At 31.9% G+C, this 13186-nt stretch carries 11 protein-coding genes; 4 read left to right on the top strand and 7 right to left on the bottom strand.

What is annotated here, in order from left to right:
- Positions 1 to 112: 112 nt before the first annotated feature.
- The 3 genes from TOPB45_RS07485 to TOPB45_RS07475 are packed head-to-tail and all read left to right on the top strand — an operon-like array spanning position 113 to position 2541.
- Entirely contained in the window at positions 113 to 1078 is a 966-nt protein-coding gene (locus TOPB45_RS07485; protein ID WP_013910230.1) for a flippase-like domain-containing protein, read from the top strand.
- Entirely contained in the window at positions 1071 to 2021 is a 951-nt protein-coding gene (lpxK, locus tag TOPB45_RS07480; protein ID WP_013910229.1) for a tetraacyldisaccharide 4'-kinase, read from the top strand. The genes TOPB45_RS07485 and lpxK overlap by 8 nt, the downstream gene beginning before the upstream one ends.
- A gap of 25 nt (positions 2022 to 2046) precedes the next feature.
- Positions 2047 to 2541, top strand: coding sequence for a TlpA family protein disulfide reductase (locus TOPB45_RS07475; RefSeq protein WP_013910228.1), 495 nt, complete (start codon positions 2047 to 2049; stop codon positions 2539 to 2541).
- A gap of 30 nt (positions 2542 to 2571) precedes the next feature.
- On the opposite strand, the gene TOPB45_RS07470 is transcribed toward TOPB45_RS07475, so the two are convergent.
- Positions 2572 to 3288 carry a 4Fe-4S dicluster domain-containing protein gene (locus tag TOPB45_RS07470; RefSeq protein ID WP_013910227.1) on the bottom strand — a complete coding sequence of 239 codons (717 nt, stop codon included), beginning with the start codon at positions 3286 to 3288 and terminating at the stop codon, positions 2572 to 2574.
- 17 nt (positions 3289 to 3305) lie between these two features.
- The gene (gene fdnG / locus TOPB45_RS07465) at positions 3306 to 6347 is read right to left on the bottom strand and encodes a formate dehydrogenase-N subunit alpha (protein ID WP_013910226.1); all 3042 of its coding nucleotides are present in this window, start codon (positions 6345 to 6347) and stop codon (positions 3306 to 3308) included.
- Between the two features lie 159 nt (positions 6348 to 6506).
- Here fdnG and TOPB45_RS07460 point away from each other — a divergent pair, with 159 nt between their 5' ends.
- Complete coding sequence (locus TOPB45_RS07460) at positions 6507 to 7409, top strand: selenium metabolism-associated LysR family transcriptional regulator (protein WP_013910225.1); 903 nt, start codon at positions 6507 to 6509, stop codon at positions 7407 to 7409.
- Here TOPB45_RS07460 and TOPB45_RS07455 read toward each other — a convergent pair.
- From TOPB45_RS07455 to TOPB45_RS07435, 5 genes are all read right to left on the bottom strand, one after another.
- Positions 7389 to 8147, bottom strand: a complete 759-nt coding sequence (locus tag TOPB45_RS07455; RefSeq protein WP_013910224.1) for an acyl-CoA dehydratase activase — start codon at positions 8145 to 8147, stop codon at positions 7389 to 7391. The two genes, TOPB45_RS07460 and TOPB45_RS07455, sit on opposite strands and share 21 nt — an antisense overlap.
- 14 nt (positions 8148 to 8161) lie before the next feature.
- The gene (locus TOPB45_RS07450) at positions 8162 to 9427 is read right to left on the bottom strand and encodes a double-cubane-cluster-containing anaerobic reductase (RefSeq protein ID WP_013910223.1); all 1266 of its coding nucleotides are present in this window, start codon (positions 9425 to 9427) and stop codon (positions 8162 to 8164) included.
- 126 nt (positions 9428 to 9553) lie between these two features.
- Positions 9554 to 10609, bottom strand: a complete 1056-nt coding sequence (gene selD, locus TOPB45_RS07445) for a selenide, water dikinase SelD (protein WP_013910222.1) — start codon at positions 10607 to 10609, stop codon at positions 9554 to 9556.
- Positions 10596 to 11087, bottom strand: a complete 492-nt coding sequence (locus TOPB45_RS07440; RefSeq protein ID WP_013910221.1) for a MogA/MoaB family molybdenum cofactor biosynthesis protein — start codon at positions 11085 to 11087, stop codon at positions 10596 to 10598. The genes selD and TOPB45_RS07440 overlap by 14 nt, the downstream gene beginning before the upstream one ends.
- Positions 11084 to 13063 carry an elongation factor G gene (locus tag TOPB45_RS07435; RefSeq protein ID WP_013910220.1) on the bottom strand — a complete coding sequence of 660 codons (1980 nt, stop codon included), beginning with the start codon at positions 13061 to 13063 and terminating at the stop codon, positions 11084 to 11086. Before TOPB45_RS07435 ends, TOPB45_RS07440 begins: the two co-directional genes overlap by 4 nt.
- Positions 13064 to 13186 lie beyond the last annotated feature (123 nt).

The following is a 13186-nucleotide window of genomic DNA, read 5'->3' as shown; positions in this document are numbered from 1 at the left end:
CTCCTCTTTATAGAATTATAAGTTAAGGTTAAAATAGTAATATTTAAAAAATACCATAAAATTCAATATTTAAAAGTAATAAAAATTTTAAAAAGTTTAAGGGTTTTAATGTATGTATAAAAATATTTTATATGGTCTTTTTTTTACTGTTACCATAATTTTATTATCTTTTTTATATGTACTTAACAAAAGTATTCCTTCAAATTTTTCTCAAATAATTTATTTAATAAACAAAAAATATCTTTTTTTAAGTTTATGTACCCTTTTTTTCTTTCATACTTTTGATAACTTAAGGATTTTTATTATTGCACGAACCATAGGTCTTAATTATCCTTTTCTATATGGATATATAATAACTTTAATAAATAGTTTTGGAGCTACAGTAACTCCATATTTTTTAGGAGGGGAGCTTCTTCTTTTTTATACTCTAAAAAGAGTGGGAGGAGAAATTTATCAAATAATGTATATAGCAACTTTAAAATGTGTTGCTGGTATATTTTTTTATGTAATATTTTTACCTTTTACTATTCACTCTATATTGAATAACCCAAAAGAAGCCAAAGAAATAATTTCTCTACTTTTCATAATTATTTTTATAACTACTATATTATTTACTCTTTGGAAACTGTTTTTTAAAAAAGGATCGGAATTTATAAATAAGGAAATTTTAAGAAGTGTAAAATACACCATATCAAAATATTTTACTCTTTGCCAAGACTTTTTTAAACAAAAGAAAAAAGTTTTTTTAATAATTTTTATATTTACTTTATTTATGTACAATTCTTTGCTCTTGACAGGTGTTTTTTTGGTAAAAGCTTTCAACGAAAAAGCTTTTATAAAAAAAATTTTTTTAGCTCAACTTCCTTTATTTTATGCTATTTTTATGAGTCCAACTCCTGGAGGAAGTGGTATAGGTGAAATAGGCGCTCTGTCTATATTTGATAATTTTATAGGTGCCGATTTTTTAGGCATATTTGCCATTTTATGGAGAATAATAACTCAATACCTATCTGCAATCATCGGAGGTGTTTTATTTTTAATGCTAATTATGAAGGATGCCTATAAAGGAAATGTTTAATTTTTTAGACTATATAAATCCTTACTTCTATATTATAGAAACAAGAAATTTTTTATATGATAAAAATATTTTTAGGAGTTTTGAAATTCCTGTTCCTGTTATTTCCATAGGGAATTTATCCCTTGGTGGGAGCGGAAAAACCTCTCTTATTAGATATTTATGTGAAAAATTATTTTCCCAATTTGATATAGCAGTTATCTCAAGAGGATATAAAAGAAAAAGTAAGGGATCAGTTATGGTTATGGAAAAAGGAAAACTTAAAGTAGACTGGGAAAAGGCAGGAGATGAACCTTATTTACTTGGTAAAATTTTTGAAAAGAAGGGTATTAAAGTAAGTATTTTAGTTGATGAAGATAGAAAAAGGGGAAGTGAAATAGCTTTTAAAGATTTGGGAGTTAATTTGATTTTGTTAGATGATGGTTTTCAGCACCGAAGAATAAAAAGGAATTTAGATCTTGTTCTTTTAAAAAAAGAAGACTTGGATGATAAGCTTTTCCCTTTTGGGAGACTAAGAGAGCCTATAAGTTCTTTAGAAAGGGCAGACGCTATAATTTTAACTTATCAAGAATATAAACCTTTTGATTTCTCTTATAAAGAAAAGCCTGTTTTTAAACTTTATAGAAAAAACTGGAAAATTTTAAATAAAAACTTGGAGAAAGTGGATGATTTTAAAGAAAAAGATTTTATAGCATTTTGTGGGTTAGCTAATAATAAACAATTCTTTGATATTTTAGAAAAGCTTGGTTTAAGAATTAAAAAACGGCTTTCTTTTCCGGATCATTATCATTATAAAGGTTTTGAACTTGATCCTAAGGAAAATTATATTACTACATTAAAGGATGGAATAAAGCTTGATTTTCAGGAAAATCTTTATTTTTTAGATTTTGAAATAGAAGTTAAAGGATTAGTTGAATTTATTTTAAAATTTTTAAAAATATATTAAATAAAATTGCAGGAGGAGGTTTAACATGAAAATTAAAAAATTTTTGTTTATATTAGCTTTTGTTATTAGTTTTAGCTTGTTTTCTTTTTCAGCTTTAAATTCTTCATCTGTTATAAATTTTGACTTTTATACCTATAAAGGAGAAAAATATAGCTTGCAAAAATTTAAAGGAAAATATGTGCTTTTAAATCTTTTTACAAGTTATTGTCCTATGTGTTTAGTAGAACTTAATACTTTAAATAAGCTTAATCAAATTTGTAAATCTAATGAATACAAAATAATTTCTTTATTAGTTGATAAAGAAGGAATGCCCTTGCTTCCCAAAATTGTGAATTCTCGCAATCTTACTTATATTGTAGGGATAGCACCTTCAGATATCTTCAAAATTTTTCCTGACTTTTCTATTACTCCTACAACTTATATATTAAATCAAAATGGTAATTTAGTAGAAAGGGTAGTGGGATATAAAAACTTAAAAGACTGGACAAAAATTTTAAATAAATACGTAAATTGTAATTAAAAGTAGGGGGAGATTCCCCAAGAAAAAATCTTAGCTAAGGAATTCTTTAATTATGGAGTTATTAATAGGAATTCCTTTAGCAACAAGAATCCTTAACATCTCACCAAGAGCAACAACCTTCTCAGGTGCTTTTGGATTTTCTGCAAGTTGGTAATAACTTGGTGCCTCATTAATAGCAAATACCTGTCCTAAGCCTCCTAATTCCTTTTCACCATAAATAATCTTATATCCTTCAGCCTTTGCCTTAGCTATAAGCTCATCCCTTTCTCCAAACTTTATAGCTCCTGTTGGACAAGTCTTGGCACAGGCTGGAACAAGCCCAGCTTTAACCCTATCTATACACATATGACATTTACTAACCTTTCCTTGTTTATCATATCTTGGAATATCAAAAGGACAAGCTGATCTACATGCCTGACAACCTATACAAACATTTTTATCATAAAATACAATCCCTGTCTCTGAATCCTTTTGCATAGCTCCAACAGGACAAACTGAAACACAAGCAGGCTCCCCACAATGCATACAGGATTGACGAACAAAAAGCCATCTCACTTCACCATCAACAGATTTTTCTATAAACCTTATTTTATTATAAGTATTTCCTGAAAGATCAGGAGGATTTTCATGAGTCCCGTTATTCTTTGTTTTTTCTGCTGGCAATCCATTCCAAGATTTACACGCTACTTGACAAGCCCTACATCCTATACACAAATCTGGTGTTATAAGAAGTGCTTTTCTTCCCATTTTTTAACCCCCTTTTTCTATGCCTTTTTTATATTTACTGCAAAACATTTAGTTTCCTGAATAGAAGTATTTGGATCATATGCAGGTGGAGTTAAAAGATTAGCGCTATCTCCACCACTTCCATCTTCAGGCCATCTCCATCCATAATGCCAAGGTATTCCTACAACATGACAAGTATGCCCCATAATTTTAAGAGGTTTAATTCTTTCAGTAACTATTGCTATTGCCCAAATCTTTCCTCTTGGAGAAGTAACAATTACTTTATCTCCACTTTTAATTCCAAGTTCCTTTGCTAATTCTTTGCTCATTTCTACAAATACCTGAGGCTGAAGCTCAAGTAACCAAGGCATATTTCTCGTCATAAGCCCTGTCTGCCAATGCTCAGTAACTCTATATGTAGTTGCAACATAAGGATATTTTGGATCAGCACCAAGTATAATCTTATCAAGAGGTGTATCCTTAAAAATTCTTGCAACTGGGTTAAATCTAACTTTTGGATAAAGAAGATTTTCAAAGGGTGATTCTACAGGTTCATAATGAGTGGGGAATGGACCATCTGCAAGACCTGCTCCAAATATAGTTCCTACACCTGAAGGTTTCATAATAAAAGGTAATACTCCTCCTTCCATTGCAAGTGGTGGCTGTGGTCCATCAGGAACATCTCCAACCCACTTCTTAGCTTGAGGATCCCATTTAATAACCGGTCTCTGAGGATCCCAAGGATTACCATTAGGATCAACACTTGCTCTATTATAAAGAATTCTTCTATTAACCGGCCAACACCATGCCCACTTCGGATAAAGCCCAAGACCAGCTATATCAACCTTTTCCCTCCTTGCCATCATATTTCCTTCTTCTGTATAACTACCAGAATATATCCAGTTTCCACAAGCAGTTGATCCATCATCCTGTAAAAATACAAAACTGGGAACCTGAGTTCCTTTCTTAAAAGACTTATCCCCTACAGTAACATCCTTAGTAAAATATCCATTATATTCCTTAGCTATAAGCTTTGTATCAACATGTTTGTCTCCATAATTCCAATTAAGCTTAAGTATAGGATCAGGAAAAGCTCCACCTTCTTTTGCATAAAGTGCTTTAATTCTCTTATAAAGCTCGTTTATAATCTCTGCATCAGGTCTTGCCTCACCAGGAGGTTCTACTGCTTTATATCTCCATTGAGCTATTCTTCCAGAATTAGTAATACTTCCTTCTTTTTCAATGGATGCTGCAGCTGGAAGTAAAAATACCTCAGTCTTTATCTTCTTAGGATCCATACCAGGTCCTCTCCAAAATGAGGCTGTCTCACTATCCCAGAGATTTACACAAACTAACCAGTCAAGCTTAGAAAGTGCAGTTCTTACTTTACCAGCATTTGCAGAAGAACAAGCTGGATTCTGCCCCCAAGCAAAGAATCCCTTAATTTTACCTTTATACATAGCATCAAAAAGATCATACCAAGTATACTGTTTGTCATCATCAAGCTTAGGTAAATAACTATAACAAAAATCATTTTCAGGAGTTGCATTATCTCCATAAAAAGCTTTAAGTAAGCTTACTATATACTTAGGTCTATTTTTCCACCAGTTTAAACTCTTTGGCTCTTTAGTTTTAGGAGTATTTTTCTCAATATAAGTCTTTAAATCTACCCAGGAAGCCTTTGGTGTAGGTAAATACCCTGGTAAAATATGGAAAAGAAGTCCCATATCAGTTGAACCCTGAACATTTGATTCTCCTCTTAAAGCGTTAATTCCACCACCTGCCATTCCCACATTTCCAAGAAGAAGTTGGATAATTGCCATGGTTCTTATATTTTGAACACCAACAGTATGCTGAGTCCATCCCATAGCATAACATTCAGTCGCTACCTTATTTGGCTTTCCTGTTTCCGCAATAATCTCATAAGCTTTAAGTAACTTTTCCTTTGGAGCACCAGTAATTGCAGAAACAGTATCTAAGGTATATCTTGAATAATGCTTTTTCAATAATTGAAATACACAGTTTGGATCCTTTAAAGTGGGATCCTTCTTTATAACTCCATTTTCATCAACTTGATACTTCCAGGTTGCTTTATCATATTTTCTTTTCTCAGGATCAAATCCAGAAAATACACCACCTAAATCTTCAGTATCTTTAAAGTTAGGATCTACTAAGAAACTTGCATCTGTATAATTAACTACATAATCTTTAAAATAAAGCTCATTATCAATGATGTATTTGATTAAACCACCAAGAAAGGCTATATCAGTTCCTGGACGAATAGGAACATATAGATCAGCTTGAGATGCAGTTCTTGTAAACTTAGGATCAACAACCACAAGTTTTGCCCCTCTTTCTTTTTTAGCTCTAAGGATCCATTTCATAGAAATAGGATGATTTTCAGCAGGATTTCCACCCATTACCAAAATTACATCAGCATTTTTAATATCAATATATTGATTGGTCATTGCTCCTCTACCAAAAGATTCTGCCAAGGCAGGAACTGATGGACTGTGACAGACACGTGCCTGATGTTCTATATAAACAAGACCAAGTGCTCTCATTAATTTTTGTAAAATATAGCATTCTTCATTATCAAGGGCAGCTGAACCAAGATGAGCAATTGCCTCAACTCTATTTACAACCTGCCCCTTCTCATTTTTAACTATAAAGTATTTGTCTCTGGTAGACTTTACCAATCTTGCAATCCTATCAAGAGCCCAGTCCCAAGAAACCTCTTTCCATTTATCAGAATAGGGTGCCCTATATAAAGGTTTTAAAACCCTCGTTGGATTATTTGCCAGCTGATAAAGAGAAGCTCCTTTAGGACAAAGAGAACCCTCATTAATAGGATGATCAGGATCTCCCTCTGTATTTACTACCTTTCCCCCTTTAGAATAAACAATAATTCCACATCCAACAGAACAATAAGGACAAATGGTTGTAGTCTCTTTGGCATCTTTAATCTTTAATTCTTTTGCATAAGCCTTAACAGGTTCTAAATTAATTCCAATTGAGCTTAAAACTAAAGAACTTATGGATAACTTTAAAAAATCCCTTCTTGTCAATCTAATATCCATACCCCCCCACCTCCTTTTATTTTGATCCTTTAAAAGGAAAATTTTCAAAAATATTATGAAAAAAGTCAAATAAAAAATTTAAATTAAATTAGAAACAATTTATTGGAAATATTAATTAAAATAAGTTTTAAATAAAAAAATTTGGTAGTATAATATTTTATGATGATAGACTTTAGGAAGTTAGAAGTATTTCTTAAAGTTTATGAGACCAAAAGTTTTTCTAAAGCTTCAAAAATCCTTTATCTTACTCAACCTACTATAACTCTTCATATAAAAGATTTAGAAGAAACACTTGGTGTTAAACTGCTTGATCGTAATACTCGCAAAGTAATACCAAGTAAAGCTGGGAAAATTATCTATGAATATGGTAAGGAAATAATAAAGCTTTTAAAAGAAATGGAAAGAGAGCTTGAATTGTATAGAGATGAGAAAAAAGGTATGGTTGAAATAGGAGGAAGTACTATCCCAGGACAATATATACTTCCTAAGATAATAAAAGGATTTAAAGAAAAATATTCTGAGATTTCTATTTTTTTGAAAGTTGGTGATAGTAGAGAAATTGTTGAAAAGGTAATTAAAGGAGAGTTTGATCTTGGAATGGTGGGAGCAGTTTTTAAAAATAAAGATTTGATATTTAAAAGTTGTTATGAGGATGAAATAGTTTTAATAGCACCTCCTGATTTTTCTGAAGATGAAATAGATTTAGGAAAGCTTTACAAAATACCTTTGATAAAAAGAGAGGAAGGTTCAGGGACTTGGAAAAATGCTATAGAAAATTTGCAAAAAAAGGGATTAGATATTATGAAATTAAATATTATTGGAGAGATGGGCTCCACTGAAGCTATTAAAGAAGCTGTTAAAAGTGGACTTGGATGTGGTTTTGTTTCCTCATTAGCTATAGAATTGGAAAATAAATTAAATCTTATTAAAATAGTTAAGATTAAAGATGTTTCTATAAAAAGAAAATTTTATCTTATCTATCCCAGGGTTAAAAAATTAACTTCTTCAGAAGAAAAATTTATAAATTTCATTTTCTACCACTTACGAAGTGGTAGATTTTAATCCAAAAAACCCTGCTCCTATAGCCCCTAAGAAGGGAGATTCTTTTAAGGTTATAACCTTAGTTTTTAGCTGATTTTCTAAAAGTCTTTTTAAAAGCTTATTTTGGGAACAGCCTCCAGCAAAAACTAAATCTTCTCTAATAGGAATTCTTTTAAGCATAGAAAGCACCTTGTAGACCACAGAAAGATGAACTCCCTTTAGAATTTCTTCCCTTGGCACCCCTTGGGCTATAAGGGAGATAACCTCTGATTCAGCAAAAACTGTGCATAGACTACTTATTTTTACTTTAACTTCGCCTTCTATTTCTAAATGGTTTAAATCTTCAATTTTATAGCCTAAAGCCTTACACATTATCTCTAAAAACCTTCCTGTTCCTGCTGAGCAACGGTCGTTCATTTCAAATTTTACTACTTTACCTTTCTCATCAAGGCTTATTACCTTAGTATCCTGCCCTCCTATGTCTAAAATAGTCCCTACTTTAGGATGGATAAATTTTGCACCTATTGCAAAAGCCTTAATCTCAGAAATAGTAATACAGTTTTCAAGATTTGTATTTATAAGATTCCTTCCATATCCAGTAGCCACCACCTGATCTGGTTGGTATTTCTCTATGTATCTAAAACATTTTTCTAAAGGCTGATAAGAAGTATTATCCCTTTCTAAAGCCTTTAAGTTCCCTTTTTCAAAAAAAGCTACTTTTATATAGGTAGACCCAACGTCAAGCCCTAAAACCTTCATAAAAAGTCTAAACTTTATAAGGTTTCTATAAAAGCCTCACATCTTGTTTTGAGTTGTCCCACATCTTCCATGCTATAGTTAGTATCTATTTTTAAAAATGGAAGATTAATCTCTTTTTCTACTTGATAAGCTTCAAAAAGATAGGGGGTACAGAATTGGATAGAATAATAAATAACTCCTTGAGCTTTTAGGTCTTTAGCCATGTTTTTGATATCTTCTATCCTTTCTGCATTAGGGGTAAAGCAGGCACAGTGAGTTTTTAAATATCTTTCAGCTAAAAGTTTGATACCATCTTCTACACTGCTAAAGTTTTCAGGAACTAAGGTATGATAATACCTTCTTCCTACACAAGACTCTTCTCCTACCACTACAGCTCCGCTTGTTTCTATTATGTGATGAAGTTTCCAGTTAGGTAAGGCAAAGGGACAGCCAGTAATAAATATTCTTGGAGTTCCTTTAGGTTTAACTCCTATACCTTTTTTAATCCGCTCTTCGAGCTCATCACAAAGTTCGTTTACTTTTTGGGTAAATCTTACAGGGTCATCGTAAAAGGCGATCTGATTTATTAAAAGGGCATCAAGTCCTGAAATAGGGGCTGGGTCATAAGCCCTTAAGTTTTCAAGCCTCATCAAGGCCTTTCTTTTTTCATTTACGATTTTTATGCCTTCTTTTAAGCTTTCTACCGAAATTTTTACCCCAGATAATTCTTCTAACCTATCCTTTAAACTAAAAAGTTCCTTTAAAAACAGTTCTTTACTTGCTTCTGTCTTTCTGTGGGGGACTTCCATAACATAAACTTTTCTGGTAAGTTTATCAAGGATTTCGTAAGCCTTTTTCTTTCCGTCGCAGGTAGTTTCCCCTACTAAAAGGTCACAGCTTTCGGTATAAGGACAAACTTGTGTAAGCTTAAACCCTATAAAAGCCTTAATGAGATCACAGGTATTCTTAGGTAAAACTTTTTCTGCTTCATCAAAACCTATTTGAGCTCCTGCACAAAGTCCTACACATATTCCATTTACTGCAAGTATCATTTCTTCAGGCACGTAAACACAGAAAGTTCCTATAACCTTTTTTCCTTGTTTTTTAGCCTCAAGAAGTTCTTTTATTCTAAGCCCATGTGCCTCTGAGATAACAAAATCAAAGTATTTCATTCCTTCAGGACGGTTTTTTTGAGAAAGGTAGATTTGCTGATAGATATCAGCTAAAGCCTTGAGCAAACAATCGTGATTTTCTAAATTTATTCCTAAATCTTGCCACATTTTAACGTAGTCTTGCGCCATAATTCCTCCCTTTTTGTTTTTTATCAAAAATTGGTTCTATAGGAGTGGAATTTTTCTTAGAAAAAGAAAAAGTCAAATAAATTTTGCTAATAAATTTTTAAAATATATATTGGAAAATTTTATAAATTAAGGATATACTCTTACAGTGGGGCAGTGACCTTCTGGGTTTTTAACCTCTCCGATAAGAGCTAAGTTATTAAGTCCTGCATCTATTGCTTTTTTCTCAAAAACTTCCTGTTTTTCTTGAGGCACAGCTATTAAAAAACCTCCTGAAGTTTGGGCATCACAAAGTAGAATAAGATCATTTTCTGAAACCTCAGGATGGATTTCTACATTTTTTTTACAATAATTTAAATTGTTATAATCTCCCTCTGGAATAATCCCCATTTCAATAAAATCTTTTGCTTCTTTAAAATAGGGGACCCTATGAGCATAAATAATTAAATCTTTTTTACTTGCAATTGCCATTTCCAAGGCATGTCCTAAAAGTCCAAATCCTGTAATATCTGTTGCTGCTTTTATATCAAGTTCAAGTAAAATTTCAGCTATTTTATTATTAAGTTCTGTCATAGTTTTTATCATAGCTTTATAGATATTACTCTTTTCATCTAAAAGATTTCCTTTATAAGCAGTGACAAGTATTCCTAAACCAATGGGTTTAGAAAGATAAAGTAAATCGCCTTCTTTAGCATTTTTGTTGCTAATAATTTTTTCTGGATGAGCTATTCCAACAACAGCTAAGCCATATTTAGGTTCTGGATCATCAATACTATGTCCACCCACAAGAAATGCTCCAGCTTCTTTTATTTTAGAAAGTCCACCTTCTAAAATTTTTTTAAGTATTTCTTTTGGTATACCCTTTTTAGGAAAGCAGATGAGATTTAAGGCCAAAAGTGGTTTACCTCCGCATACATAAATATCAGATAGGGCATTAGCAGCAGATATCTGCCCAAAGACAAAAGGATCATCAATTACCGGAGTGAAAAAATCTGCTGAGAAGATAAGAGCAGTGTTTTCATTAATTTTAAAAATAGCAGCATCGGCACCATATTCAAAACTTTGGATTAAATAGGGATGAGAGGGTATTTCAAGATCTTTTAATATTTCCACAAGAAACTCTTGTGGAAGTTTTGCTGCTCAACCTGAAGCTTTAGTCATTTGGGTAAGTTTAATTTCTTGCACATTCACTGGGATCTCCTTTTATTTTCTCTATGGCATGTTTAATAATAGGAACTAACTTAGGAAATATCTCTTTGATAGCTTTTGGGCTTCCCGGAAGATTTATAATTAAAGTAGTTTTTCTTACTCCTGCTAAACCTCTTGTTAGTGCAGCCATAGGAGTTATAGGATAACTTATATATCTTATATATTCAGGAATTCCCGGGATTTCTTTTTCTATAACCTCTTTAGTTGCTTCAGGAGTGACATCTCTTGGATATACTCCTGTTCCACCTGTAGTAATGATTAAATCAAGATTCTCTTTATCAGCCCAATTTTTTAAAATTTCTACAATTTGATCCTTTTCATCAGGAATAATTTCATATTTTATAACATTCCAATTTTCAGCTTCTGAAAGTTCTATTAAAATTTTACCTGAAAGATCCTCTCTTTCTCCTTTACTTCCTTTGTCACTAAGGGTTAAAATACCAACTTTTATCACTTAGTTTCCTTTTCTTGGGCTTCTTTACTTTCGGCAATTACTTTTTCAGCTATAAAAGGAGGGGCTTCTTCATAGTGAGAAAATTTAGCTATGAAATAACCTCTTCCAGCAGTGATACCTTGAAGGGTAATTACATAACCTTGGAGTTCTGCCATAGGAGCAAGAGCCTTTATTTTAGTACGTTTCCCTTCTTTCTCCAGACTTAAAACCCTTCCTCTTCTTGCATTTAAATCCCCTACCACATCTCCAACAGTTTCATCAGGCACTATTATTTCTAATTCAAGATAGGGTTCTAAAAGAACAGGATTTGCCTGTTCTATTCCTTTTTTAAAACAATGGAAGGCAGCAATTTTAAAAGCAAGATCTGAAGAATCTACCTCATGAGATTTTCCATCATAAAACTGAACTTTTACATCAACTACAGGATAACCTGCTAAGGGACCCTTTTCCATAGCTTCTCTAACTCCCTTTTCTACAGCAGGAACATAATTTCTGGGAACATTCATTCCAGTTAGGGTCTCCACAAATTCAAATCCTTTCCCCCTCTCTAAAGGGAAGATATGGAAATGTACCTCTGCAAATTGTCCTCTTCCACCAGTTTGCTTTTTATGTCTATAAATTACACTCTGAACAGGTTTTTTAATAGTTTCTCTGTAAGGTATTTTGGGAGTAGTTAATTTGACTTTAACTCCATACTTTTCTTTGAGCTTTTCTACAGTTTTTTCAATATGAGGTAGTCCTACACCAGAAATTAAAAGTTCTCTTGTTTCTTCGTTTCTTTTAAATACAATGGATGGATCTTCCTCTTTTACTTTTGAAATAGCACCACTTATTTTGTCTTCATCAGCTCTTGTTTCAGGATGGAGAGCCATGGTAATCATTGGAAATGGCATTTCAGGTACACTAAAGCTTACAGAAATAGGTGCATTGGAAAAAGTGCTTCCTGTTGTAAGGCTTTCAACTTTTGAAAATACAATTATTTCTCCTTCATTAACTTCTTTAACTTGCTCTAAGTAATCTCCTTTTGGAATAAATATTTGAGTATATTTTTCTTCTTTTCCTTCAGAAGTATATACTACTCCATCTGAAGTAAAATTGCCTACAAAGATTCTTCCATAAGAAAGTTTTCCTGCATAAGGATCTATATAATTTTTAAAGATAAATCCGATAGCATTGGAGGGAGTTATATTTTCTTTTTCTAATTTTAATTTATAGGAAGGTGGAAGATGTAACATATATTCAAGAAATACCACTAATCCTGCTCCAGTTTTAGCAGAGCCTGTAAAAACAAAATTTACATTTCCTTTTTTGACAGTTTCTTTAAGTCCATTTAAAATTTCTTCTTTTTCAAGTTTCCCTTCTTCTAAATATTTTTCAATGAGTGTATCAGAGCTTTCAGCTGCGGATTCCATAAGCTTATCTCTCATTTCTATAATTTTATCTTTTAAATTTTCAGGTAATTCTTGGTATTTAATTTTTAATCCCTCTTCTATAAATACTTTCTCTTCAATGAGATCTATAAGAGAAAAAGAGTTAGATTGTTTGAAAGCGTATGTGATAGGGATATGCGAAATCTCTAAGGTGTTATTTAAATTAGATAAAGTTTCTTCAATGTTAGATTTTTCAAGGTCATCAATTTTATTTAAAAATACAAATAAAGGAACTCCTTCTTCTTTTGCAAATTCAAATACACGAAGGTTATGATATTTTAAAACAGAGGTAGTATCAACTAAAAGTATACCAGCATCAGCAACCTTTAATGCCCATTTAATTTCTCCCATAAAATTTTCATCTCCCGGTGTATTGAGAAGATAAAAAGGATTATTTTTGTATTTAAGCCCGTAGATCTTTAAATAATAAAATGGTTCCTTTTTAGGTGTTTTGATAGTTTCTCCACATAATTTACAAAGGTTTTCACAAAAGGTAGCCTTTCCAGATTCGGTTTGGCCTAAAATAGCTAATACTTTTGGTTCCATAATATTAACCTCCTTTTGATTTAAAGTACATTATTAAAATATAGGAATTGATAGATAAGTCAAGAGTTTGAAAAAATTGAATTTAACAATGCTTGACAAAACTAAAACTTCTTATTAAATTTT

Origin of the sequence: Thermodesulfobacterium geofontis OPF15 (assembly GCF_000215975.1) — a bacterium.
Taxonomy (GTDB): domain Bacteria; phylum Desulfobacterota; class Thermodesulfobacteria; order Thermodesulfobacteriales; family Thermodesulfobacteriaceae; genus Thermodesulfobacterium; species Thermodesulfobacterium geofontis.
The sequence above is the reverse complement of the archived record's forward strand: the minus strand, read 5'-3'. Positions and strand labels throughout refer to the sequence as shown.

Excerpts from the sequence above, each read along its gene's own strand:
- TOPB45_RS07485 (WP_013910230.1), top strand. The coding sequence starts at position 113 with ATGTATAAAAATATTTTATATGGTCTTTTTTTTACTGTTACCATAATT.
- lpxK (WP_013910229.1), top strand. The coding sequence starts at position 1,071 with ATGTTTAATTTTTTAGACTATATAAATCCTTACTTCTATATTATAGAA.
- TOPB45_RS07475 (WP_013910228.1), top strand. The coding sequence starts at position 2,047 with ATGAAAATTAAAAAATTTTTGTTTATATTAGCTTTTGTTATTAGTTTT.
- TOPB45_RS07470 (WP_013910227.1), bottom strand. The coding sequence starts at position 3,288 with ATGGGAAGAAAAGCACTTCTTATAACACCAGATTTGTGTATAGGATGT.
- fdnG (WP_013910226.1), bottom strand. The coding sequence starts at position 6,347 with ATGGATATTAGATTGACAAGAAGGGATTTTTTAAAGTTATCCATAAGT.
- TOPB45_RS07460 (WP_013910225.1), top strand. The coding sequence starts at position 6,507 with ATGATGATAGACTTTAGGAAGTTAGAAGTATTTCTTAAAGTTTATGAG.
- TOPB45_RS07455 (WP_013910224.1), bottom strand. The coding sequence starts at position 8,147 with ATGAAGGTTTTAGGGCTTGACGTTGGGTCTACCTATATAAAAGTAGCT.
- TOPB45_RS07450 (WP_013910223.1), bottom strand. The coding sequence starts at position 9,427 with ATGGCGCAAGACTACGTTAAAATGTGGCAAGATTTAGGAATAAATTTA.
- TOPB45_RS07435 (WP_013910220.1), bottom strand. The coding sequence starts at position 13,063 with ATGGAACCAAAAGTATTAGCTATTTTAGGCCAAACCGAATCTGGAAAG.